Raw genomic sequence first — 25,211 nt, forward strand, 5'->3', positions numbered from 1 at the left:
AAAAGGGATTACTCGACCGGCCCGGAAACGCCGAAGACGATGCGTCCCAGCTCTTCCAGTTTGTTGATATAGACGACTTCGATGCCTTTTGGCGGCTTCGGAAGGCTTTTGCGTAGATAGCCCGATACGACGATCCGTCGGAAGCCGAGCCGGGCCGCTTCGCCGATGCGTTGTTCGCTGCGGGGAGCGGGACGTACTTCGCCGGACAGGCCGATCTCTCCGGCGAAACAGGTTTCCCGGTCTACCGGCCGGTCGAAATACGACGACAGGATAGCCGCGATGACGCTCATGTCGAGCCCCGTGTCGCTGATCTTGAACCCTCCCGCAAAATTTAAAAAGACGTCTTTCTGGTACATCTTCAGGCCGATCCGTTTTTCGAGTACGGCCAGCAGCATGTTCAGCCGCCGCGAGTCGAATCCGGTCGCCGAGCGCTGCGGCGTGCCGTAGGCGGCCGTGCTGACCAGCGCCTGGGTCTCGATCAGGTATGACCGGGCCCCGTCGACGGCCGCGCCGACGGCGATGCCGCTCAGCGGTTCGTCGTAGTGCGACAACAGGATTTCGGACGGATTGTCGACCTCGATCAGCCCTTCGCCGCGCATTTCGAATACGCCGATCTCGAATGTCGCTCCGAACCGGTTCTTGATGCTGCGCAGGATGCGGTAGATGTTGTTGTTGTCGCCTTCGAATTGCAGCACCACGTCGACGATGTGTTCCAGGATTTTCGGACCGGCGATGATGCCGTCCTTGGTGATGTGTCCGATTACGATGATCGATGTGCCGGTCTGCTTGGCATATTTTTGCAGCAAGGCGGCCGATTCGCGGATCTGCGACACGCTGCCCGGCGACGAGTCGATCGTTTCGGTGTAAATTGTCTGGATCGAATCGATCACGACCAGGTCGGGGCCGTGCTGCGTGATCTGGGTGATGATGTTTTCGAGGTTCGTCTCGCTGTAAATGTAGCACGCTTCGTTCACGATACCGATCCGTTCGGCCCGCATCTTGATCTGGTGCGGGGACTCCTCGCCCGATACGTACAGCGTTTTCAGCCCGGCGGCTTTCAGCGCGAGTTGCAGGCTCAGCGTCGATTTGCCGATGCCCGGTTCGCCGCCCAGCAGGATGATCGAGCCCTGCACCAGGCCGCCGCCCAGCACGCGATTCACCTCGCCGTTGGCCAGGTCGGTGCGCGTGAAAGCCTGCCGTTCGATCTCGTGCACCGGCACGGGGCGGTTGCTGCCGCGCGCCGGTGCGAACGAGGTCGTACGCGACGATTCCTTGCCGACGACCTCTTCGACCAGCGTATTCCACTCGCCGCACGCCGGGCATTTGCCGACCCATTTGGTCGACTCGTACCCGCAACTGCGGCAGAAAAACGCTTTTTTTAATTTGGCCATCGCGGGTCGGAACGGTTTATTTGATGAAGAAGCGGTAAATGTCGTTGCCGTTCGCGTATATCAGCAGCGCGAACAGGATGATGATGCCGAAGAGTTGCGCCCGTTCGAGGAATTTATCGCTCGGTCGTCGCCCGGTGATTACTTCGACCAGTAGGAACAATACGTGTCCGCCGTCCAGCGCCGGAATCGGCAGGATATTCATGACAGCCAGAACGACCGACAGGAATGCCGTGATGCGCCAGAATTGCTCCCAGCTCCAGTAGTTCGGAAAGATGTTGCCGATGGCGATCACGCCTCCCAGCGATTTGTAGGCTTCGGTCTTCGGTGTGAACATCAGTTTGATTTGCTTGGCGTAGCTGCTGATTTCGCTGCCCGTCCGTTGGATACCGGCCGGGATCGCCTGCCAGAAATTGTACCGGTGCGTGCTCAGCGCGAGCAGGCTGGCCGGGGATACCGGATAGACGCCGATCGTCCCTTTCTCGGAAACTTTGACCGGAAGGGTAATCAGCCGCGTGATTCCCGCCGAATCGCGCATCACGCCCAGTGTGACCGTGTCGGATGCGTACGTCTCGAAAGCCTGGCGGTACTGGTCGAAGTAGCGCATCGATTCGCCGTTGAACGACACCAGCGTGTCCCCGGCGAGCAGTCCGGCCTGGGCGGCGGGACCGCCGGCGACCGTCTCTCCGACCACGAACGGGATCCGTACCGTCGCGAAATCGGGCGATTTGAGCAACTGGGCGATCGCTTCTTCCGGAATGTCGATCCGGACGCGCTGTCCGTCGCGGTCGACCGTGACGGTTTTCGCCTGGTCGATCACGATCGTCTGCCAGATCGCTCCGGCGTCTTCGACCGCTTCGCCGTCGATGTCGACGATCTTATCGCCGTTGCGGAAACCCATTTCCCGGGCCAGATCGTTGTAGACGTAGCCGTATTTGACGTCCTTGTTGTCGAGGTAGGTCTTTCCCCACGTATAGCTCATCCCGATGTAGATGAATACGGCGAGCAGGATATTCATCAGCACGCCGCCGACCATGATCAGCAATCGTTGCCAGGCCGGTTTCGCCCGGAACTCGTACGGTTGGACGGGCTGTTTCATCTGGTCGGTGTCCATCGACTCGTCGATCATCCCGGCGATTTTCACGTAGCCGCCGAACGGAATCCAGCCGATACCGTATTCGGTGCCTCCCTTTTTGAACTTGAAAAGCGAGAACCACGGGTTGAAAAACAGGTAGAATTTTTCGACGCGCGTTTTGAATAGCCGCGCGAACAGGAAATGCCCGAATTCGTGGATGATGACCAGCAGCGAGAAACTGAGTATGAATTGCAGAATTTTAATCAGAATGTCCATGTTTTATCGTACTAACGTGAGTATTTGAAATCGTTTTACAGCATCGATAGGGCGGTTTGCCGCGCTTCGCGATCGGTGCGGCGGTATTCTTCCAGCGAAACGCATTCGCGCAGCGTCGTCCGGCCGAGCGTCTCTTCGTTGATCCGGGCGATGTCGGTGAAGCGGATTTTCCGGTCGAGGAATGCCGCTACGGCCACTTCGTTCGCTGCGTTCAGCACGGCTCCGGCATTGCCGCCGCGCCGCAGGCATTCGAACGCCAGCGCGAGATTCGGGAAGCGCATCGGGTCGGGTTCGAAAAATTCGAGGCATCCCAACTTACAGAAGTCGATCCGCGGGCCTTGCAGCGGCAACCGCTGCGGAAAGGTCAGCGCGTACTGGATCGGAAGGTGCATGTCCGGCGTGCCGATTTGCGCCTTGACGGCTCCGTCGCCGAACTGTACCATCGAGTGGATTACCGAGCGCGGGTGGATGACCACGTCGATCTGTTCGGGCCGCAGTCCGAACAGCCAGCGCGCTTCGATCACCTCGAAACCCTTGTTCATCAGCGAGGCGGAGTCGATCGTGACTTTCGCGCCCATGCACCAGCTCGGGTGGTTCAACGCCTCTTCGACGCTGACCCGTTCGAGTTCTTCGGCCGGGCGGTGCAGGAACGGGCCGCCGGATGCGGTCAGGATCACCTTTTCGACCGCCGAATGTTCGCCGGTCAGGCATTGGAAAATGGCCGAATGTTCCGAGTCGACCGGAATGATCGGAGCCCGGTGTTCGGCGGACAGCCTGGTGACGATCTCTCCGGCCACGACCAGGCACTCCTTGTTGGCCAGCGCGACTTTTTTGCCGTGTTTCAGCGCGCTGACCGTCGGGAACAGCCCGCTGTAACCGACCAGGGCCATGACGACCGTGTCGACCTGTTCCGAGCAGACGACCTGTTCGAGCGCATCGCTGCCCGCGTATACTTTGACCGGATGGTCCGCCAACGCGTCTCGCACGGCGGTATAATGAGTTTTGTCGGCGATCACCACGTTGTCGGGGGTGAATTCGACGGCCTGTTCGACCAACTTTTTCCAGTTGCTGTGGGCCGACAGCGTCGTTATTTCGAACCGGTCGCCGTATCGCCTGACGATATCGAGCGTTTGGGTTCCGATCGAACCGGTCGAGCCGAGAACGGCTAATCGCTGTTTGCTTTGTGTCATTTCCGTTAAAGGGAAAACCGTGTCGGGTTTTCCGTCGTCTTCATTTAAAATAGTTTAAAAAACGATGTATCCTTCCGGATCGATCGGCGTTCCGTTATGCCACAGTTCGAACTCGAACAGGTTCTGTCCGCCGCCTGCGGATTTTTCGCCGCCGGTGTAACCGACGATCTCGCCGCTCGATACGCGTTCCCCCGCCTTTTTCAGTACGCTGGTGTTATGCCGGTAAACCGATAGCATATTGCCTCCGTGCTGGATGAACAGCACGAAGCCGTCTTCGGGCGTCCACGACGACGAGACGACCGTTCCGTCCATCACCGCCATCACCTGCTGGTTGCCTGCGGTGGCGAGCGTCGTTCCGTACCGGTTGTCGATCGGGCTGAATTTTTCGGTGACGACGCCTTTGACCGGCGTATAGAGTTCCATCGCGCTGCGCAGGTTCTTGCGCGCCGCGTCCGGATCGTTCAGACTATAAATGCCGCCCGGGGTCTCCATCTGCCTGCGCAGCAGCGAGTCCTCGACGATGGTCGCCGCCGCGTCCGCGTTTTTTTTCGACAGTGAGTCGGAACTTTGCACGTTATTTCGTGTGACGGGATTTTTGCCCGCCATGATGAGCGCAATGTTATCGCTGTATATCTGCATGTTGCGCACTTCTTGTTCCAACGAGTCGAGCCGGATGATGTTTTCGATCAACATCGTCCGCGACTTGTTGCCCGGATAACCGGGAATCAGGTCCAGCACCGGCGTGTAGGCCACGGTGATCGTGATGACGATAAACAGGATCAGCACCAGCGCCAGAAAGCCGGCCAACAGGTTCAACGGGCTGATATACATATACCAAACCTCCGAATCGTTATGCTGATTCCGGATGCTGAGACGGTGCTTCTCGCGCAGGTTCCGTATGAAGTATGAAACGCTCGTTTTGAAGTTCATAGAACTTTTATGCATAATTCGACCTACAAAGATAATAATTTCCCTCGGGTAATGACAGAACGGGGAAAATATGTCAAAGATTATTTGACAGACGGTTTTTTCGGAGGAATCGATTTTGAAAATAAGTTATAAAGTGTAAATTTGCGTAGCGTTTGGACGCGGATACCCGCTTTCCGTCCTGTTTTCCGATCCGGGGCGGCGGTATTTCCGATGCGGGACGATGCGTCCGCGGCCGAAACGAAGATTTAAAAAGACGACAAAAACATGGTAAAACCTACACTTTTGGTATTGGCTGCGGGAATGGGATCCCGGTACGGTTCGTTGAAACAGATGGACGGCGTGGGGCCGGGCGGAGAGGCCATTATCGACTATTCGATCTACGATGCCATCCGCGCCGGATTCGGCCGCGTGGTTTTCGTGATCCGTCACCTGTTCGAAAAGGAGTTCCGGGAGATGTTCACGCCGGAACGTTTCGGGGGTAAGATCGAGATCGATTTCGTTTTTCAGGAACTGGATAAATTGCCGGCCGGGTTTACGGTGCCCGCCGACCGCGTAAAGCCGTGGGGGACGAACCATGCGGTGATGATGGCCGCCGATACGATCCGCGAGGAGCCTTTCGCCGTGATCAACGCCGACGACTTTTACGGGGCGGAAGCTTATAAGACCATCGCGGATTACCTACGCAGCGTGGCCGCGCAGCGCAACCATTACTGCATGGTCGGTTACGAACTGAAAAACACGCTGTCCGATTATGGGTCCGTATCGCGCGGCATCTGCAGCGTCGATAGCAACGGCAACCTGACCTCGATGGTCGAGCGGACGAAGATCGAGCGCCGCGAAGACAAGATCGTTTACGAGGACGAAAAGGGCAATGTGTTCCCGCTGGCCGGGGATACGCTGGTATCGATGAACATGTTCGGTTTTACGCCCGATTATTTCAAATATTCCGAAGATTTTTTCAGCGCCTACCTGAAAGACAATATCGGGAATCCGAAATCCGAATTTTACATTCCGACGATGGTCAATAAATTGGTTGCCGACGGAAAGGCTCAGTTGCGGGTGCTGCACAGCGCGGCCCAGTGGTTCGGCGTAACCTACAAGGAAGACCGCCCGGCCGTCGTCGAACGGATCCGCAAGTTGATCGCCGCCGGGGTTTATCCCGACAAACTCTGGGCATAGTCCCGCAAAAGCGCTCGAAACGATGGAAATAGAACAGAATATCTGGGGTTTTACCGCCGAAGGCGAAGCGATCGTCCTTTACAAGATGACCAATGCGGGCGGCGCATCCGTGAAGTTGACCAATATCGGCGCGACGGTCGTATCGGTGGAGGTTCCCGACCGGGACGGCCGGCTCGCGAACGTGGCCCTCGGTTACGACGATTTCAAAAGTTATTTCGGCGACGGGCCGTGCATGGGGAAAACGGTCGGCCGGTTCGCCAACCGGATCCGGGGAGCGAAATTTACGTTGGACGGTGTGGAATACCGATTGTCGGCGAACTGCTCCGAAGGGCGGCACCATACGCACGGCGGCGGCATCAACGGCTTTGCGAACAAAATTTGGGAGAGCCGCGTGGAGACCGACCGGGTCGTTTTCTCGCTGTTCAGTCCCGACGGCGACCAGGGGTATCCGGGCGACCTGAACGCCGAGGTCGTTTACGACTGGAGCGACGATTGCGAGCTGGAGATTACCTATTACGCCAAGACGACCGCTCCTACTATTATCAACCTTACGAATCACTCCTATTTCAACCTCAAAGGCGAGGACCGACCGGGCGCGATGGATCAGTTGCTTCAGATCAACGGATCGAAATACCTGCGTTACGACGCCGACTGCGTCTGTACCGGCGAGCTGGTCGACGTGAAAGGCACGCCGATGGATTTCAGCGAACCGAAAGCGCTGTCCGCGGAGATCGACGCCGATTACGAACCGCTGCGTTTCGGTTCCGGTTACGACCAGAGCTGGGCGATCGACGGGTATGAAAAGGGAAAACTTTCCGAAGCGGGCGTGCTGTACGACCCGCAGAGCGGACGGCGGATGCGGATCCGGACGACCCAGCCGTCGATCCATATCTATGCCGGAAACTATCTGGAAGGCTGTCCGCAAAGTATCAGCGGCCATCCGTACGGGCGCCGCGCCGGCGTGGCGATCGAGTGCCAGGCCTATCCGAACAGTCCGAACTGCCCCGGCTTTCCGTCGACCGTATTGCGTCCCGGGGAGATCTATAACGAGAAAATCGTCTTCCGTTTCGAAACGGATGCGAATTAATCCGCAGAGCCAATTATTAACCTAAAATAGATAAGGATGGAATCAACTAAACAAAAGAGTTACGCATTGCCGATAGCGATGATGTTCGCGCTCTTCTTCATGATCGCGTTCGTTACGGGGCTTCAGAACCCGATGGGCATTATCGTGAAGGAACAGTTCCAGGTACCGAACTGGATGTCGCAGTTGGGAAACTTCGCCAACTTCATCGCTTACGCCTGCATGGGTATTCCGGCGGGTATCATGCTGCAACGCATCGGTTATAAGAAGACGGCTCTTACGGCCATTGTCGTCGGTTTCGTCGGCGTAGGGATTTCTTTCCTGTCCGGACAGGTCGAAAGTTTTACCGTCTATCTGATCGGCGCTTTCGTATCCGGTTTTTCGATGTGTATGCTGAACGCCGTGGTAAACCCGATGCTCAATACGCTCGGGGGCGGAGGTAATCGCGGGAACCAGCTGGTGCAGTTCGGCGGTTCGTGCAACTCGATCGGCGCTACGATCGTACCGGTGCTGGTCGGCTACCTGATGGGCGACGTATACAGCGCCTCGATCAGCAAGGCCAACCCGGCGCTTTTCCTGGCGATGGGAATTTTCGCGCTGGCGTTTATCGTACTTTCGTTCGTGAAGATTCCGGAACCGCATCTGGTGACCGCGAAAAAGGAAAAAGAGAAACACAGTCCGTTTTCGTTCCGCCATTTCGTTCTCGGAACGCTGGCGATTTTCTTTTACGTGGGCGTCGAAGTAGGGATCGCCAACTTTGCGAACCTGTTTATGACGCAGAGCGTCGATAAGGGCGGTCTCGCTATCGATACGACGGTCGCCGGGACGATCGCCGGAACCTACTGGTTCCTGATGCTGATCGGCCGTTTGACCGGCGCGTCGCTGGGTGCGAAATTTTCCAGCAAATCCATGCTGACGTTCGTTTCTTCGCTGGGCATCCTGCTGATCCTGCTGGCGATCTTCCTGCCGCTGTCGACGACGGTCAACATGCCGGTGTTCAAATCCGATATCTCATTCGGTCTGGCTGAAGTGCCGATCGGTATCATGTTGATGATCCTTTGCGGGTTGTGCACCTCGGTGATGTGGGGTAATATTTTCAACCTGGCCGTCGAGGGGCTGGGTAAATATACGGCCGCCGCGTCCGGCATTTTCATGGTGATGGTATGCGGCGGTGGTGTTCTGCCGTTGATCCAGGGCGCCGTTGCAGACGGTTTCGGTTACCTGGCCAGTTTCTGGGTGATTATCGTCGCTCTGGCTTACATCCTGTATTACGCCCAAGTCGGTTCCAAAAACGTGAACAAGGACATTCCGGTCGAATAATTCCGCTGTCCGGAGATATTTAAAAAAAGTAAAATCGGGAGGGCGGCCATAGCCGCCCTCCGCTATTTTCGAGAACGATGAGAAAATTATTTTTTATAAGTATCGTGGCGGCCGCTCTGGTTTTTTGGTCGGAAAGGTCGTCCGCACAGGCGGTCGAGAGCGACCAGTGGGCCGCGACGGACGGTCTCGGCCGCGCTTTGCCCGGGCGGGAACAGACCCGCGCCCGCAGAGACGACCGCAAAGTGGCGATGTTTTACTGGACGTGGCACACCAGTCCGATTACCGACTACCGGCGGATCGGCAACATTACGCAGATTCTCCGCGAACATCCCGAGGCGATCGACGATTACGACCACCCCGCCTGGGATATCGGCGGAAATTCTTATTTCTGGGACGAGCCGCTGCTGGGGTATTACAAGACGACCGACCCGTGGGTGCTGCGCAAACATGCCGAAATGCTGGCCGATGCCGGTGTGGACGTCGTGTTTTTCGACTGTACGAACGCTTCCCTTACCTGGAAATCTTCGTACGACGTATTGATCGACGTCTGGACGAAGGCGCAGGGGGACGGCGTGAATGTGCCGAAGATTGCGTTCATGCTGCCGTTCGGGCCTGTGGATTGGTCGCTCGTTTCGCTGCGCCAGCTTTATGAGGATATTTACAAGCCGGGCCGGGCCGAAAACCTTTGGTTTTACCTGCACGGCAAACCCTGTATCATGGCTTATCCGGACAACCTGACCGATTCGCCCGAAGACCGGACGATCCGCGATTTTTTCACGTTCCGTCCCGGTCAACCCGACATCGTGGACGGCCCCGGGCGTCCCGACCAGTGGGGTTGGCTCGAAACCTATCCGCAGCATAAGTTTGTCGAACGTCCGGACGGCGGCTGCGAAGAGATGGTGGTCTGCGTGGCGCAAAATGCGAACGATGCCAGCGGCGGCCACTGCTGTGCTTTCAATGCGCCGGGAACTTACGGGCGCAGTTATACCCAACAGCGCGGGCAGGATACCCGCGAGGATGCTTACCTGTACGGATTGAATATCCAGGAGCAGTGGGATTATGCGCTGCAGTGCGATCCCGACCTGATTTTCGTTACCGGCTGGAACGAATTCATCGCCGGGAAGCACATCGGCTGGCATCCCGCCCGCCCCTATTATCCGTTTGCATTCCCCGATCAGTTCGACTGGGAACGCAGCCGCGATATCGAACCGGTCAAGGCGTGGGGCGATAAGGGCGATGCCTATTACATCCAGTTGGTCGACAATATCCGCCGTTACAAGGGCGTTTCGGAGTCGCAGGCGGTGTCGCAGCCCCGGAGCTTCCGGATCGGCCGTTTCGACGGTTGGGACGGCGTATCGCCCGATTTCAGGCATTATCCGGGCAATACGATGCACCGGAATCACAAAGGTCATGCGAACATGTTTTATACCAATACGACCGGGCGCAACGACATCGTGGACGCGAAAGTGGCCCGCGATCGCAGGTACGTTTATTTTTACGTCGAAACCGCCGATAAGCTGACCCCGTCGACCGACCGCAACTGGATGATGCTGTTCATTGACGTCGACCGTGACAAAGCGACCGGATGGGAGGGGTACGATTTCGTGCTGAACTACGAAAAGCCGCAGGACGGCAAATCCGTATTGTCCCGCCATAGCGGCGACGGCTGGAATTGGGAGCGCGCCGCGGAGGCGGATTATGCCGTCGACGGCAACCGGATGGAGATTCGGATACCGCGTTCGTTGCTCGGTGAGTTCGGAAAGTCGCTGAACATCGAATTCAAATGGAGCGACAACATGCAGGAAGAGGGGAATATCATGGATTTTTACGTGAACGGCGATGCGGCCCCGGGCGGCCGGTTCAATTTTGTTTACGACGAGCGTGCCGGGCAGAATCGCTAACGGTTTTCGTAAAGCGTGTTCCATTAAAAAATCGGGTCGGACTTCAGTCCGACCCGGTTTTTAATTCCGGAAACGATTATCCGGCAGTGTTCCGTCTATTTTTCGTAGGTAACGCTCTCGATAACGACGGGGCCCATCAAACCTGCCTTTTGCAGCGGGGAATCCGCTGTCCACGGGCTGCACGGCGTCCATGTCGTGCGTTGTGCTTCGGGCAGTTTTTGGTCGCCGATCAGGCGATTCACCCAAGTGTTTACCACTTCGATTTCCAGTTCGTTGTCGCCTTCTTTGACAAAGTCGGTGATGTCCAGTTCATACGGAGCCGTCCATACGCCGCCGGCATCCTGTCCGTTGACCTTCACGCGGGCCATGGCCACGAAGTCGTTCAGGTTGATCAGGATGTTCTCGTCGGTCGGGGCTTTGTCCAGTTTGAAGTTGGTCTTATAGGTGGCCGTACCGGAGTAATATTTGATCTTGTCGTCGGCGTTGGTCGACCAGTCGGTCAGCGATTCGAATACGACCGGTTCTTGCGGGCCGCGTACCTTGTCGGCGAAATCGACCGTCCACGGGCCTTTCAGATCGGCGATCTGGGCCGGAACCGGGAAGTTGGCTGCCACGTCGGTCGACGAAGCGGCACCCGCTTTGTCCTTGAACACGATGAACATGCTTTCGTACGGAGCCATTTCGAGCGGAACGGCCGTAGCGCCCTGTTTCTGCTCGTAAGCGGGCAGTTTGCGTATCACGCCGGTGGTCGGGGCCCACAGTTCGGGCTGCATACCGGTTACGCGGAATTCCGGCGTAACGACGATCGTTTCGTCGCTCTGGTTGCTTACGAAATAAATTTCGGCATTGTCCAGCGTGCGGTGTCCGTAGTGTACCGGCGCGCCTTCCGGAATGTTGAGGTCGGGGATGCAGTCGATCGTGGCGAAGGCTTCTTCCATCGTCATGCCGTTTAGGATCATGCCTTTGCCCAGTTTGCGCGATTTGACGTTCACGCCGTCCACGTCGCCCCAGATTTCGGCGGCCATCGCTTTCACCTGCTGGTCGGCGGCCGGCTGATTCTGCAGGCTCGGCGAGCGGCTTGGGGCCGGGCCCATCACGACGGCGCCTTTCTCGATCAGTTCTTTGATCTTGGCCAGCAGTTCCGGACGCATCGTTTCGAGTTTCGGCAGCACCAGGATGCGGTATTGCGTACCGTGCGGCAACGTGATCTTACCGTCTTTCACGTCCATGTACTTTTCGATCACTTCGGCGTTCATGTAATCGAACTGGTAGCCGGTCGGAAGGGCCGGGTCGACGATACCGGTCATCTTCGGAGCGTCTTCGCCGATGAAATAGGCTGCGTCGGCTACGTTCAGACCCTGTTGCAGCATGAAGTTCGCGCGCTTGAGGTACGTGAGGTAGTTGTCGATCTGCGAGAACCAAGTGTTGTGGCGGTTGAATTCGTTGCCGAACCAGGCGTTGACGCCCGGGAGCCGGTCGTCCGGCTGCGTGATGTAGACGTGCAGCAGCGTGTTGTTGATGCCTTCGGCGAAGAAACGGTCGCCGCGCTGTTTGATCACGCCCGGGTAACGGGCGTACGAATTGCCGGCGCAGGTGTTCGATTCGGCCGAGATTTTCGTCTTGCCGTAGATATGGCCGCAGGACGAAGCGGCGCGGTTTTCGATGTCGCCCAGTTCGCCTTCGCTCCAGAACTCGCCGCCGATCTCGTCGGACTGGCCGCCGTACATCAGGAATTCGCCGGGGAAGCCCCAGTGACCGTAGTTTTCGAGCCAGGTATGCAGCCCGTGTTGATGGCTGACGTCGCGCAGACCGCCCACATAATCATAAGCGACCTTGTCGGCGATCATCCGGCGCACGTCCCACAGGAAACGGTCGGAGGCCTCTTCGCTGCCCACTACGATGCCGTTGTATACCGGCAAGTAGGGGGTCGGGTCGTAACCGTAGCGGGTCTTGAACTCTTCGATCATGCCGTCCGTGAAGTTCTGTCCGCCGGTTTCGTAGCTGTCCTGCACCACGACTTTGAACGTCTTGCGGTCTTCGGCCGGGATGCGGCGTAGGATTTCGCCCATGTGAGCATCGAAATGACTGGCGATGTGTTCGCGGCTCATTTTGTCGGTTTCATAACCGGTCGCTTCGGGCGCGGCGGGAGAATTGGTCGTCCCGGTCGGAGTCATACCCATGCGCAGGATTACCCATTCGCCTTCCGGAACATCCCATGTCAGCGTGCCGTCGGCAGCCAGGTATTGCGAGATGTCCTGTACCTTCGCGGGATCTACCATCAGCGCGGCGTCTTCCACAGCGGGCTGTACCGGCCATTGATAGTCTTTCCAGTACGGCAGCGGAGTCGGGTGCATCTTCGCCAGCGTCTTTTCGCTGAAGCGTTCTACGCGCGGAGCGGCTGCCAGAGCCACTTCGGCCAAGCCGCTGCCTGCATTGGCGCCTTTGATGATTACCCGGAAATCGGTTCCGGTCGTGGCCGGGATCGATACGACCACCGGTGCGAATTGGTCGAATCCGACGTTCAGCGCGGTATTCGTGCGGTTGATGTCGAATTTCGACAGCGTGCGGTAGTTGTCGCCTTCTTTAACTTGCAACTCGCCTTGTGCGCCCAACGGGTGCTCGGTGGGTTTTACGGTCAGGCTGCGCGCCGTAAACGGAGCGTTGGCTTTCAGGTCGATCGTAATTTCGCCGCCCTTCGGGATGGCGATTCCGCTTTTCTGGTCGCCGTCGGTGATTTTCGTCAGGTCGGCCACTTTCGGCGTCGAGGTGATCGTCCCGTTCGACGCGTTCAGCGTGAGCTGGTCGTCTTTCGGCACCGGGTAAGCGATGACGCGTACGTCCTGGAAAGAGTCGGTCGGCTGTACGAGCTTGGCGTTAAACTTTTGCGGGCCTTTGGCGCGCGTTTCCGACGAAGCGAGATAACGCATCGCCTGGTCGGCTTTTACCCACGGGCCGCCGGACTGACTCCAGCCCGGAGAGTTAAAGATTCCGATTTCGATGTCCAGCTCGGTCGCTTTTTTCAGCGCGGCGTGCAGGATGTCCCACCACTCTTCGCTGAGCATTTTCACGTTGCCGTAGGGTACGTCGTCCTGGCCGATGTTGCCGATGAACGCGCGGTTGATTCCGGCTTTTTTCATCGACTCGAGGTCTTTGATAACGCCTTCTTTCGAAATGTTGTTCGAAATCCAATACCAGTAAACGCTGGTTTGGATCGAGTCGGGCGGGGTTACGAATCCCGAAGCGAGCGCTTCGTGGGAAACGTGTTGCGGACCCGACGCCCCTGTTCCGCAACAGGCGGCCAGCGCGGCTCCTGCCAAAGCGCAGGCGGAAAGTTTAAAAAGATTTTTTTTCATAAAATTTTATGGATGATTTATTTCGTGGTATAAACATAGTTGAACCGTCCTCCGGGCGCGGTGTCTCCGTTGACGTAGAAGTCCATGATGTTGCCGTTTTCCTGCATGTTGTCGTTCCATTTGAACTCGATATCGACGTCGTCGCCCGTGAGGTTCATCAGTTGTTTTGCGATAGCCAGTTCGAGCTTGTTGCCGTTGACGGCGAACTTGCTCTCGCCGACGGCTTCCCATTCCCATCGTCCGCCGACGTTTTTTTCGATCACGGCTTTTTTACCGTGCGGACTCGTGCGATTGACGATGAAATCGTATCCGTTCCATCCGGTCGTTTTGTCGCGGTCGACGTCGATAAACAGCATCATCCAGTTGCGGTCGGTCGCCGGGGTCAGCTTGTCGGCGGTTTCGACGTAGAAGTAGACGTTGTCGGCGTCGCGTGCCACTTTCGCTCCGACGATGTCGTTGCGGCCGGTATTGTTGGTGTAGTACTGGTCATACCGTCCGCGGTGGTCGCGGTGCATGGTGTTGCCTTTGTACGATGCGAAGTAGGGAGCCACGTCGTCCCATCCGTCGGCCTTGCCGATCTTGACCGTCTTGGGGGCCGAAGCTTTTTCAGGAGCGTTCATTCCCTTGAATTTACGCACGTTGTCGACCAGTTGCAGGTAATATACGTCTCCTTTGTCGCCCCATCCGGCGTTCGGTTCGATATCGCGGCTGCAGTTCCAGTTGTATTGGTCGACGAACGAGAACGGGAAGCCGTTCCAACTGTGCTCAGGTAGCCATTGTCCGGCGATGAATTCGTTCCATCCGGTGACGAATACCAGTTCCGGGTCGAGTTCGAACGCCCGGCTCCACTGTTCTTGGAAGTTATAGCCGTACAGATATCCGTCCACGCGCGGGTCGAATCCTTTCAGTACGCTGAAATTCCGTCCGTAAGCGTCTTTCACGTTGAAGGCTCCGCAGTGTCCTTTGCGGTCGGGAGAGGTGTTCTGGGCCACGCCGACCGAAACTTGTTCGAACCCGCCGTCGGGCCCTTTTATGTAGCCGTGCTGCGGATAGATTTCAAGCCAGCTCCACTGGTCTTTGCGCGTCGGGAACGGGCCGTCCACGTAATCGGGCTGTCCGGGCCGGAACGTGAAGAAGTCGCGGATCGCCCGGTCTTCGGGCGAATCGGTCAGGTTGTCCGGATAAGCCATGATACAGGGCTTGCCTTTCCACACGAACCACAGGTTTTCGTAACGCCCCGGTTTGTAAACGTCTTTGTAGAGTTGGCGCAGCGATACCAGCGAGTGCGGAGCCGGGCCGAACGGCAGCATGAAAGCGATCTTCGGCACGTTTACGCCGTCCTTTTGCGCCTGATCCCAGGTCTTCATTAACGCTTCGTACGAATCCTCCCAGGTAAGACTGCCGTTCGTGCAATCGAAGAATACGGCGTCCACGCCTGCGTCGGCCAGCATTTCGGCGTGTTTGCGCAATACCCAGGGGTCGGTCGTTTTGTAGTAACCCAGCAACGGCTGTTCCCAGAAGAAAAAGCCCGGACGTTTGTCGCCCCACGCCGGATGGTTGTAATCCTTCATCGCTTCGGGGTATTTGCGGACGATTTCGGAGATATTCTTCACCTGATAGGTGGTGTCGTCATTGCCTTGATGCCATGTCCAGTAGAACATGGCGATGAACTTGTCCTTTTTCTTGTCGCCGGCATCCTTGTATTCGCTGACTTTGCGTCCGAGCGCGTCGGTCGCCGCCCACGAATCGCTGTTGACAGTTTGTCCGAAAGCGCTTCCGCCGATCAAGCAGACCGTTCCGAGCGCCACAGTAAATTTGGTTAAGAATTTCATTTCTTGTAGGTTTTATTAAAATTAGGTTTTGATGGTGATTGTTTTGTCTGTGTCGATCCTGTATTATCAATGTTTACTTACTTCGGTTTTGTGGTATAAACATAGTTGAACCGTCCTCCGGGCGCGGTGTCTCCGTTGACGTAGAAGTCCATGATGTTGCCGTTTTCCTGCATGTTGTCGTTCCATTTGAATTCGATATCGACGTCGTCGCCCGTGAGGTTCATCAGTTGCTTTGCGATAGCCAGTTCGAGCTTGTTGCCGTTGACGGCGAACTTGCTCTCCCCCGCTTTCTCCCATTCCCATCGTCCGCCGACGTTCTTTTCGATCACGGCTTTTTTTCCGTGCGGACTGGTGCGATTGACGATCAGGTCGTATCCGTTCCATCCGGTCGCTTTGTTGCGGTCGACGTCGATCAGCAGCATCATCCAGTTGCGGTCGGTCGCCGGGGTCAGTTTGTCGGCGGTTTCGACGTAGAAGTAGACGTTGTCGGCGTCGCGTGCCACTTTTGCGCCGACGATATCGTTACGGCCGGTGTTGTTCGTGTAGTAGCGGTCGCAATAACCGTAGTGATCCCGGTGCATCGTGTTGCCTTTGTACGATGCGAAGTAGGGAGCCACGCCGTCCCATCCGTCGGCTTTGCCGATCTTGATCGTTTGGGGCGCTGAAGCCTTTTCGGGCGGAGTCATCCCCTTGAATTTTCGGACGTTGTCGACCAACTGTAGGTAATAGGCATCTCCTTTGTCGCCCCAGCTTTTGTTCGGTTCGATATCGCGGCTGTGATTCGAATCGAACAGATCGACGAACGAGAACGGGAAGCCGTCCCATCCGTGTTCGGGCAGCCATTGTCCGGCGATGAATTCGTTCCATTCGGTGACGAACACCAGTTCCGGATCGAGTTCGAAGGCGCGGTTCCACTGCTCCTGGAAATTCCATCCGTACAGGTATCCGTCCACGCGCGGATCGAACCCGTTCAGCATACTGAAGTTCCGCCCAAACGTCTCTTTCGTGTTGAATGCGTTGCAATGTCCTTTGAATGCGAACGAAGTGTTTTGGGCCAAACCGACCGAGACCTGCTCGAATCCGCCGTCGGGCCCTTTTACGTAGCCGTGCTGCGGGTAGATTTCGAGCCAACTCCACTGGTCGTTCCGGTTCGGGAACGGGCCGTTTACGTAGTCGGGCTGCCCGGGGCGGAATGTGAAGAAATCGGCGATGGCCCGGTCTTCGGGCGAGTCGGTCAGGTTGTCCGGATAGGCCATGATCAACGGTTTGCCTTTCCAGCGGAACCACAGATTTTCGTAACGCCCCGGTTTGTAGACGTCGTTGTAAAGTTGCCTGAGCGATACGAGCGAGTTCGGCACGGCTCCGAACGGCAGTAAAAAGGCGATTTTAGGCACCTTTACGCCGTCTTTCTGCGCTTGATCCCAGGTTTTCATCAGCGCTTCGTACGAATCCGAATAAGTCAGCGTCCCGTTGGTGCAGTCGCAGAAAACGACGTCGATTCCGGCGTCGGCCAGCATTTCGGCGTGTTTGCGCAACACCCACGGGTCGGTCGTCTTGTAATATCCGAACAACGGTTCGTCCCAGAAGAAGATGCCCGGTTTGGAAGTTCCCCAGGCCGGATGGTTGTAATCTTTCATCGCTTCGGGGTGCTGCCGGACGATTTCGGTGATGTTTTTGACTTGCGAGGTCGTGTCGTTACGACCCATGTGCCAGGTCAGATAGAAGATCCCGACGAACTTGTCTTTTTTCTTGTCGCCGGCATTTTTGTATTCGCGAACTTTGCGTCCGAGCGCGTCGGTCGCGGCCCACGAATCGCTGTTGACGGCTTGTCCTGCCGCCGCCGTTGCCAGCAGCAGGAGCATTCCGAGCGACAGACCGATTTTGATTGAGGTTTTCATAGGGTCGGGCGTTTTGCGGGCAAAGATTTATTTCGCGGTATATACGTAGTTGAACCGTCCTCCGGGCGCGGTGTCTCCGTTGACGTAGAAGTCCATAATATTGCCGTTGTCCTGCATGTTGTCGTTCCATTTGAATTCGATGTCTACCCCGTTTCCGGAGAGTCCCATCAGGGCCTTCGTTACGGCGAATTCGAGACTGTTGCCGTTGACGGCGAACCGGCTTTCCCCGGCTTTCTCCCACTCCCAACGGTTCCCGACGTTCTTCTCGATCACGACCAGGCCGTCGTGCGGACTGACTCGGTTGACGATCAGGTCGTACCCGTTCCATCCGGTCGCTTTGTCGCGGTCGACGTCGATCAGCAGCATCATCCAGTTGCGGTCGGTCGACGGGGTCAGTTTGTCGGCTGTTTCGACGTAGAAATAAAGGTTGTCTTTGTCGCGGGCTACTTTCGCTCCGACAATGTCGTTGCGGCCGGTGTTGTTCGTATAGTGCGTGTCGTCGTGTCCTTTGTGGTTCCGGTGCATCGTATTTCCTTTGTAAGAAGCGAAATAGGGCGCCACGTCGTCCCACTCGCCCGCTTTGCCGATCTCGATCGTCTTGGGAGCCGAAGCTTTCTCGGGAGGCGTCATGCCTTTGAATTTTCGGACGTTGTCGATCAGTTGCATATAGTATACGTCGCCCTTGTCGCCCCATCCGGCGTTCGGCTCGATGTCGCGGCTGCAATTCCAGTCGTACTGGTCGGGGAATGCGAACGGTTTATGGGGCTTGCTGGGCGGCCAGTTCTCGTGTTGCCCGGCAGTGAATTCGTTCCATCCGGTAACAAATACGATCTGCGGGTCGAGTTCGAAAGCGCGGCTCCACTGTTCCTGAAAATTCCATCCGTACAGGTAACCGTCCACGCGCGGGTCGAATCCTTTTTGCATCGAAAAACTGCGGCCGAAGGCTTTGGGCGCGTTGAACGCGTAAGCATGTCCTCCGTTCTCGGCGGTAGCGTTTTGCGCGACTCCGACAGTAACCAGTTCGAATTTGCCGTCGGGTCCCTTCACGTAACCGTGCTGCGGATAGTTTTCGAGCCATCCCCACTGGTCGTTGCGGCTCGGGCCGTCCACGTAGTCGGGTTGTCCGGGCCGGAACGTGAAAAATTCGGCGATTTCACGATCCGAGGGAGTGTCCAACAACGATTCGGGATAAGCCATGATACAGGGTTTTCCTTGCCACACGAACCACAGGTTTTCGTAGCGTTTCCGCTTATAAATATCGTTGTATAACTGCCGGATGGATACCTGCGAAGCAGGAAGCGGGGCGAACGGCAGCATGAAAGCGATTTTCGGCACGTTCACGCCGTCCTTCTGGGCCTGATCCCAGACTTTCATCAGCGCATCGTAGGACGATTTCCAGGTGTAGGAACCGTTCGTACAGTCGAAAAATACGACGTCGACTCCTGCGTCGGCCAGCATTTCGGCGTGTTTGCGCAGCACCCACGGATCGGTCGTCCGGTAGTAGCCGAAGAGGGGCTGTTCCCAGAAACAGGTTCCGTGCTTCCAGGCCGGGTGGTTGTAGTCGAAAGCCGCTTCAGGGTATTTCCGGAGCGTTTCGGTGATATTCTGTACCGGTTTTCCGTCTCCGTCCGCGACGAAGTCGGTATGCCACGTCCAATAGAACATCGCTACGAGTTTGTCTTTTTTCTTGTCGCCGGCTTCCTTGTATTCGCGCACCTTGCGTCCGAGCGCGTCGGTCGCCGCCCACGAGTCGCTGTTGACGGTTTGCGCCGGCGCGCCGGCCGCCCATAGGCAGCATATTCCGAGAAGAAGTCCGAGGCAAGTTAGGTTTTTCATGGTTTGTTGGATTTTATTAGGGTTAGATTTTGAATGGGTTATTTCGTGGTATAAACATAGTTGAACCGTCCTCCGGGCGCGGTGTCTCCGTTGACGTAGAAGTCCATGATGTTGCCGTTTTCCTGCATGTTGTCGTTCCATTTGAATTCGATATCGACGTCGTCGCCCGTGAGGTTCATCAGTTGCTTTGCGATAGCCAGTTCGAGCTTGTTGCCGTTGACGGCGAACTTGCTCTCGCCGACGGCTTCCCATTCCCATCGTCCGCCGACGTTCTTTTCGATCACGGCTTTTTTTCCGTGCGGACTGGTGCGATTGACGATCAGGTCGTATCCGTTCCATCCGGTCGCTTTGTCGCGGTCGACGTCGATCAGCAGCATCATCCAGTTGCGGTCGGTCGCCGGGGTCAGTTTGTCGGCGGTTTCGACGTAGAAGTAGACGTTGTCGGCGTCGCGTGCCACTTTCGCGCCGACGATGTCGTTGCGGCCCGAATTATTTTCATAAACGTTTCCTCCGTATCCTTTGTGCCGCCGGTGCATCGTATTGCCTTTGTACGATGCGAAGTAGGGAGCCACGTCGTCCCATCCGTCGGCCCGGCCGATCCGGATCGTTTTTGGGGCGGAAGCTTTTTCCTGCCTGTACATTCCTTTGAATTTTCGGACGTTGTCGACCAGTTGCAGGTAATATACGTCTCCTTTGTCGCCCCATCCGGCGTTCGGCTCGATATCGCGGCTGCAATTCCAGTCGTACTGATCGGGGAATCCCATATAATAAGGCCTGTGGGGCGGCCAATCGGCGACCCGGCCGGCGATGTATTCGTTCCATCCGGTGACGAACACCAGTTCCGGGTCGAGCTCAAGCGCGCGGTTCCACTGCTCCTGGAAATTCCATCCGTACAGATAGCCGTCCACGCGCGGGTCGAATCCTTTCAGCATACTGAAATTCCGCCCGAAAGTTTCCGGCTCGTTGAAAGAGCAAAAACGGCCTCCGCTGGCGAAACAGGCGTTTTGGGCCACTCCGACGGGCACTTCTTCGTAACCTCCTTCCGGTAGCGGCGCATATCCGTTCTGCGGGTAGAGCTCCAGCCATCCCCAGTTATCTTTTCGCTGCGGGCCGTTCACATAGTCGGGCTGTCCGGGACGGAAGGTGAAGAAATCGGCGATTTCACGGTCTTCAGGCGTATCGCCGAGGTCTTCCGGCCGTGCCATGATGCACGGCTTTCCTTTCCAGACGAACCACAGTTCCCGGTGCCGTCCCGGTTTATAGATGTCTTCGTAGAGCATGTGCAACTGCGGGCCGCCGTATTCCGGCGAACCGAACGGCAGCATGAATGCGATCTTCGGGGCTTTGACGCCGTCTTTTAGCGCTTCGGACCATACCTCCATCAGTACGTCGTAGGATTCTTTCCAGGTCAGTGTCAGGTTCGTACAGTCGAAAAAAACGACGTCGATCCCTGCGTCGGCCAGCATCTCGGCGTGTTTACGCAACACCCACGGGTCGGTCGTTTTATAGTATCCGAAAAGGGGTTGCTCCCAGTAGTACCGGCCCGGATTATTCCAGGCCGGATCGTCGAACGAGCGGATCGCTTCCGGGTGTTCGCGGAGTATCTCGGTCGTGTTGTTGACCTGGCTGCCCGGGGGCATGTCGTAGATGTGCCACGTCCAGTAGAACATGGCGACGAACTTATCTTTTTTGCGTTCCCCGGTTTCCCCGTATTCCCGAACTTTGCGTCCGAGCGCATCGGTCGCCGCCCAGAAATCGCTGTTTACGGATTGGGCCGCCGTGTTGCCGGCAAGTGCGAGACAGATTCCCGCGCATAGCGTGACACAAAGCAGATAGGTTTTCATAATCAGTCGTTTGGACACCCGATCGGTTTGGTTTTTGTTGCAAACACAACATTTTCTGCTTGAAAACGGTCTACGTTTGCAGGCAAAAATCGTCCTGTTACGTATATTTTGAGCTACAAATACCTCAATAAAGACAAAGTAAACAAATTTTTCAGACTTTCCCGGCGGTTTATGCGTTTTATTTGCAAATTATTTCGCATGGGATCGTTTGTGCTCTTCCTTCCATTTCTCTTTGTAGTCTTTCGGACTCACTCCGAAATATTTTTTGAATGCGGTCGAGAAATGGGACTGTGTGCCGAATCCGGTCTGGTCGGAAATTTCGGCGATGCTCAGATTTCCTTCGAGGATCAGTTTGGCCGCTTTTTTCATTTTGAAATTCCGTACGTAATCGTTCGGAGCCAGGCCGGTTAGGCTTTTCATTTTGCGGTAAAAACTGGTTCGGCTGAAACCCAATTCGACGGCGATCACGTTGATGTTGATATCCGGATTTTCGATGCTTTTGTCGATAAACGAATGCAATTTTTCCATGAAACGTTGGTCGATCTCCGGCAGGTTTCCCGGTATCCGGTCGTTGTCCCCGAAAGGTTCCTCCTGCTCGGCGTGCAGACCTTTGTCGCTGAAATAGGCTTTCAGCCGGTCCCTGTTGTTCGTTTGGCTGTGGATGACCGAAATCAGGTGGTCGGCGCGGAACGGTTTGTTAATATAGGCGTCGGCGCCGCAGTTGTATCCTTCGATCCGCTCTTCGATCCGGTTCTTGGCCGTCAGCAGGATGAAAATGGTATGGCTGAGTTGCGGATCGTTTTTAATGGTTTTACACAGGGCGATCCCGTCCATTTCGGGCATCCGGATGTCGCTGATGATCATTTCCGGCATCTGTTCCCTGGCCATCTGGACGCCTTCCGTTCCGTTATAGGCGTGCAGTAGATCGTATTCGATGTGCAGAATTTCGTGCAGCAGCGTGTGAATCTGCGGGTCGTCCTCCACGATCAGTATCGTGCGTCCTTTGGGGGGCGAGGGCGTTTGAACGACGGGCGTGTCGAAATCCGCTCCGTCGGATTTTGTATTTTCAGGAAGGTTTCCGGGCGTCTGCTGTTCGAAAATTTCGTCGGCCGGGAACGCCTCTCTACCGATTGGGATCACGAAACTCATAATCAGACCTTCCGTTTCGGAGAAGACGGCTTTTATCGATCCTTTCTGTCGGCAGACGAGCATTTTGGTGTAGTGGAGGCCGATGCCGCTTCCCGGAATCTCCTCCGTACTTTCCGTATTTTCCAACCGCCTGAACCGGTCGAAGATGTGTTCCAATTGCTGCGGATCGATTGTTTTGCAGGAGTTCACGACTCGAAACTCCAGACATTCGGAACCGGGGGCGTCAAATTCGGGATACCGGTCGACCGCAGTGTTCCGGTCGATTTTCCGAAAGTCGATCGAAATACGACCTTGCCGGGGAGTGTATTTTACCGCGTTCGAAACGAGGTTGGTCAGTATTTTTTCGAGCACGTCTTCGTCCGTGTAGATTTGCAGGGAGTCTTCCGTCAGGTGCAGCGAATAATCGATCTCTTTGGTATGGGCGCTGAAACGGAACGAGCCGGCCACATTCCGGATGAGCGGCACGATATCCGTTTGCATGACGTGCAACGGGATCGTTTCGTTACCCATCCGGCTGAAATCCAGCAATTGGTTGACCAGTCGCAGCAGCCGGTTGGAGTTGTAGGACAGAGTCGTTATCAGTTTATGCTCGTTGTCTTCGTTCAGCGCGCCATGCGCCAGCAGTTCGATGTTTCCGTTGATCAGGGTCAGCGGAGTCCGTAATTCGTGGGAGATGTTTCCGTAAAAGTCGATTTTCTGCTGGTTGATCTCCTGTTCGTGGAGTCGCTGTTTTTCGGAGAGGGCGAGCGCTTTTTTATTGTATTTCGTCCTGAAATACAGCTTGGTGACCGTAATAATGAAGGCCAGAACCAGCAGGATATACAGGGCGTAGGCCCAGCCCGTCAGCCATGGGGAAGCTTTTATCCGGATATCGATCCCGGTTTCCGGACTCCATTCCCCGTCCCCGTTCTGCACTTTGAGTTTGAACCGGTACTCTCCCGGCGGAACGTTCGCATAAGAGGCCCGCTTGTTGTTTCCCGCCTCTACCCAGTCTTTATCGAGACCGTCCAGTTTATACGCATAACGAAGTTTGTCCGAGTAATTGTAGTCGATGCCTGCGTAGTCGATACTGAATGAATTTTGCCAGTGGTTCAACGTGATCTTCCGCTCGTAAGCGATGCTTTTGCCGATCGGAGCGTGCTTGCCGCCCGGAGTGACGCTCCGGTTCTGAATCTTAATGTCTTCCAATACGACGGATGGATGGTATCCGTTTTGCTTGACGTCGTTCGGATTGAAACAGTCGGTTCCCAAATTTCCACCGATGTAGATCAGCCCGTCGGATGCGGTCAGCATCGCTCGTTCGAAAAACTGGGTGTTGTTCAGTCCGTCGGTTTCGTTGAAATTACGGAACCGTTTCGTTTTGGGATCGAACCGTGACAGCCCGTTGGAGGTGGCGAGCCAGATACGTCCGTTTCCGTCTTCGGTCAGGGCCAGGATGTCGTTGCTCGGAAGTCCCTCCGTGTAGGTGTACTTTGTGATTTTCCGTGTTTTCGGATCGTATTCGAGCAGCCCTTTGTTGTAGCTTCCGATCCATAGGGAGCCGTTTTCGGATCGGCGGATATCGGTACATGCGTTCAACGCGTGCATGTTGGCGAACTGACCCTCCGGGATCAACGGTTCCGGTTCGAAATCGCGGTGATCGATCGTGAAAACATTTTGCCCGTAGGCGGCGTAAACGATCTGATCGGCTTTATAGGGCTGGATCGTGGTGACCGTCACATTTTTTACGACCTGCGAAGGCTCGGCCGTCACATTTTGACCGAAAAAATAAAGTCCGGAGAATCCCCCCGCCCAGATATTGCCCGACAGATCCTGTCCGATCGCCGTGATCGGCCCGAAATTTTGCAGCGTCGTAATTTCCGAAAATCCGGACGCGTTGAGCTGTCCCACGATCAGGTTACGTCCCGTACTGATCCATATCCTGTTTTGAGAGTCGCAAAACAGGGCCCGTATCGAGTTGTTGCGGATTGAAGCCAATGCAGGATGGTTGTTCTTTGTGAGATTTTTTACGGAACCGTTTTTCGAATAGCAATAGAGTCCGTCGTATTTGGAGCCGAACCAGATCCGGCCGAACCTTTTGTCTTCGCAAACGACGGTTACCGATTTCCCGTTCAGTGTGACCGAAGATATTTCCGGATGGTTGAACGTATTTTCCGCGGCGTTGACTTTGACGATGCCCTGTTCGAAAGTCCCGAGCCATAGATTTCCCTGCTTGTCTTTCAATGCACAGGTGATGTCGTTGTTTTGATCGTTTTTTTCGCTTTTTACCGGGATGACGGCTATTTCGCCTGTGCTGATGCAATATTTATATGCATAATGTGTTGAGGTGATGAGGTAATTATTCTTGTCTATCAGTTTAATGCTGTTTATTTTTGCGGCAGATAGCTCCGGGTGTTTCCGTATGGATGGCGGAACGGAGGTCAGTTTCCTTCCTTTGATACTGTAAGCGAGTATTCCCTGGTCGGTTCCTATCCATATCTGTGAATCGCCGAATTTGGACAGGCAGTTGATTTCGATATAATCCGGGAGCGTGTACAATTCTGCCGTCTGGTCGTCGATGTTGTATCTGCCGAGCGCCGATCCGGTAGAGTATCCGATCCATAGATTCTGTAAGTCGTCTATAAACAGGGTATGCGCCCGTTGGGAAGCCCGGTTGCCGAACGGGAGGGGCATCGGAGACAAAATGTCCGTCGTGCGGTTCATTTTGAGAATTCCGTTGCTGTAAGTCGCGATCCATAAATTACCGGTGGAATCTTCGGCGAGATCGGTTACGAAGTATTCGTCTTGTCCGTTACTGATGGTATAGGGTGTTATTTTGTCGATGGTTAGATCGTATTTACTTAATCCCCTGGATGTCGCTATCCATAGATTTCCCGTTTTGTCCAAATGCAACCTGTTGATCCGGCTGGATTGGATAGACGTTTCGGGAGCCGATTCGTCCCGGAATAATTGCGCG

At 55.8% G+C, this 25,211-nt stretch carries 14 protein-coding genes; 4 read left to right on the plus strand and 10 right to left on the minus strand.

All coding sequences use genetic code 11. The features are described from left to right. Positions 1 to 8 precede the first annotated feature (8 nt). The 4 genes from radA to GFH31_RS08010 are packed head-to-tail and all read right to left on the minus strand — an operon-like array spanning position 9 to position 4,859. Positions 9 to 1,391: a DNA repair protein RadA gene (gene radA, locus GFH31_RS07995; RefSeq protein ID WP_153497753.1), complete on the minus strand. Its 1,383-nt coding sequence runs from the start codon at positions 1,389 to 1,391 to the stop codon at positions 9 to 11. A 16-nt stretch (positions 1,392 to 1,407) separates the two neighbouring features. Then, entirely contained in the window at positions 1,408 to 2,739 is a 1,332-nt protein-coding gene (rseP, locus tag GFH31_RS08000; RefSeq protein ID WP_118457097.1) for an RIP metalloprotease RseP, read from the minus strand. Between the two features lie 35 nt (positions 2,740 to 2,774). Further along, a complete protein-coding gene (locus GFH31_RS08005; RefSeq protein WP_153497754.1) occupies positions 2,775 to 3,929 on the minus strand; it encodes a 1-deoxy-D-xylulose-5-phosphate reductoisomerase in 1,155 nt (384 codons plus the stop codon). A 54-nt stretch (positions 3,930 to 3,983) separates the two neighbouring features. Next, the gene (locus GFH31_RS08010; RefSeq protein ID WP_055203539.1) at positions 3,984 to 4,859 is read right to left on the minus strand and encodes a murein hydrolase activator EnvC family protein; all 876 of its coding nucleotides are present in this window, start codon (positions 4,857 to 4,859) and stop codon (positions 3,984 to 3,986) included. A 264-nt stretch (positions 4,860 to 5,123) separates the two neighbouring features. On the opposite strand from GFH31_RS08010, the gene GFH31_RS08015 reads away from it, so the two are divergent. The 4 genes from GFH31_RS08015 (at position 5,124) to GFH31_RS08030 (ending at position 10,343) form a co-directional block, all read left to right on the plus strand. Beyond that, positions 5,124 to 6,038 carry an NDP-sugar synthase gene (locus tag GFH31_RS08015; RefSeq protein WP_172970724.1) on the plus strand — a complete coding sequence of 305 codons (915 nt, stop codon included), beginning with the start codon at positions 5,124 to 5,126 and terminating at the stop codon, positions 6,036 to 6,038. A 22-nt stretch (positions 6,039 to 6,060) separates the two neighbouring features. Next, on the plus strand, positions 6,061 to 7,125 hold the full coding sequence (locus GFH31_RS08020; RefSeq protein ID WP_101571927.1) for an aldose epimerase family protein: 1,065 nt from the start codon (positions 6,061 to 6,063) through the stop codon (positions 7,123 to 7,125). A gap of 36 nt (positions 7,126 to 7,161) precedes the next feature. After that, on the plus strand, positions 7,162 to 8,442 hold the full coding sequence (locus tag GFH31_RS08025; protein ID WP_055202777.1) for an MFS transporter: 1,281 nt from the start codon (positions 7,162 to 7,164) through the stop codon (positions 8,440 to 8,442). A gap of 77 nt (positions 8,443 to 8,519) precedes the next feature. Continuing rightward, positions 8,520 to 10,343: a hypothetical protein gene (locus GFH31_RS08030; protein WP_153497755.1), complete on the plus strand. Its 1,824-nt coding sequence runs from the start codon at positions 8,520 to 8,522 to the stop codon at positions 10,341 to 10,343. Between the two features lie 95 nt (positions 10,344 to 10,438). Here the strand turns inward: GFH31_RS08030 and GFH31_RS08035 are convergent, their stop codons facing one another. The 6 genes from GFH31_RS08035 to GFH31_RS08060 form a co-directional block, all read right to left on the minus strand. Continuing rightward, positions 10,439 to 13,696: a glycosyl hydrolase gene (locus GFH31_RS08035; protein ID WP_118655521.1), complete on the minus strand. Its 3,258-nt coding sequence runs from the start codon at positions 13,694 to 13,696 to the stop codon at positions 10,439 to 10,441. A gap of 17 nt (positions 13,697 to 13,713) precedes the next feature. Then, positions 13,714 to 15,528: a hypothetical protein gene (locus tag GFH31_RS08040; RefSeq protein ID WP_228385739.1), complete on the minus strand. Its 1,815-nt coding sequence runs from the start codon at positions 15,526 to 15,528 to the stop codon at positions 13,714 to 13,716. Positions 15,529 to 15,605: 77 nt separating this feature from the next. After that, positions 15,606 to 17,426 carry a hypothetical protein gene (locus tag GFH31_RS08045; protein WP_228385740.1) on the minus strand — a complete coding sequence of 607 codons (1,821 nt, stop codon included), beginning with the start codon at positions 17,424 to 17,426 and terminating at the stop codon, positions 15,606 to 15,608. Positions 17,427 to 17,453: 27 nt separating this feature from the next. Continuing rightward, positions 17,454 to 19,262, minus strand: a complete 1,809-nt coding sequence (locus GFH31_RS08050) for a hypothetical protein (RefSeq protein WP_118655519.1) — start codon at positions 19,260 to 19,262, stop codon at positions 17,454 to 17,456. A gap of 38 nt (positions 19,263 to 19,300) precedes the next feature. After that, positions 19,301 to 21,106, minus strand: coding sequence for a hypothetical protein (locus tag GFH31_RS08055; protein WP_228385741.1), 1,806 nt, complete (start codon positions 21,104 to 21,106; stop codon positions 19,301 to 19,303). A 189-nt stretch (positions 21,107 to 21,295) separates the two neighbouring features. Continuing rightward, a complete protein-coding gene (locus GFH31_RS08060) occupies positions 21,296 to 25,141 on the minus strand; it encodes a two-component regulator propeller domain-containing protein (RefSeq protein ID WP_228385742.1) in 3,846 nt (1,281 codons plus the stop codon). Positions 25,142 to 25,211 lie beyond the last annotated feature (70 nt).

The organism is Alistipes sp. dk3624 (genome assembly GCF_009557455.1).
GTDB classification, from domain to species: domain Bacteria; phylum Bacteroidota; class Bacteroidia; order Bacteroidales; family Rikenellaceae; genus Alistipes_A; species Alistipes_A hominis.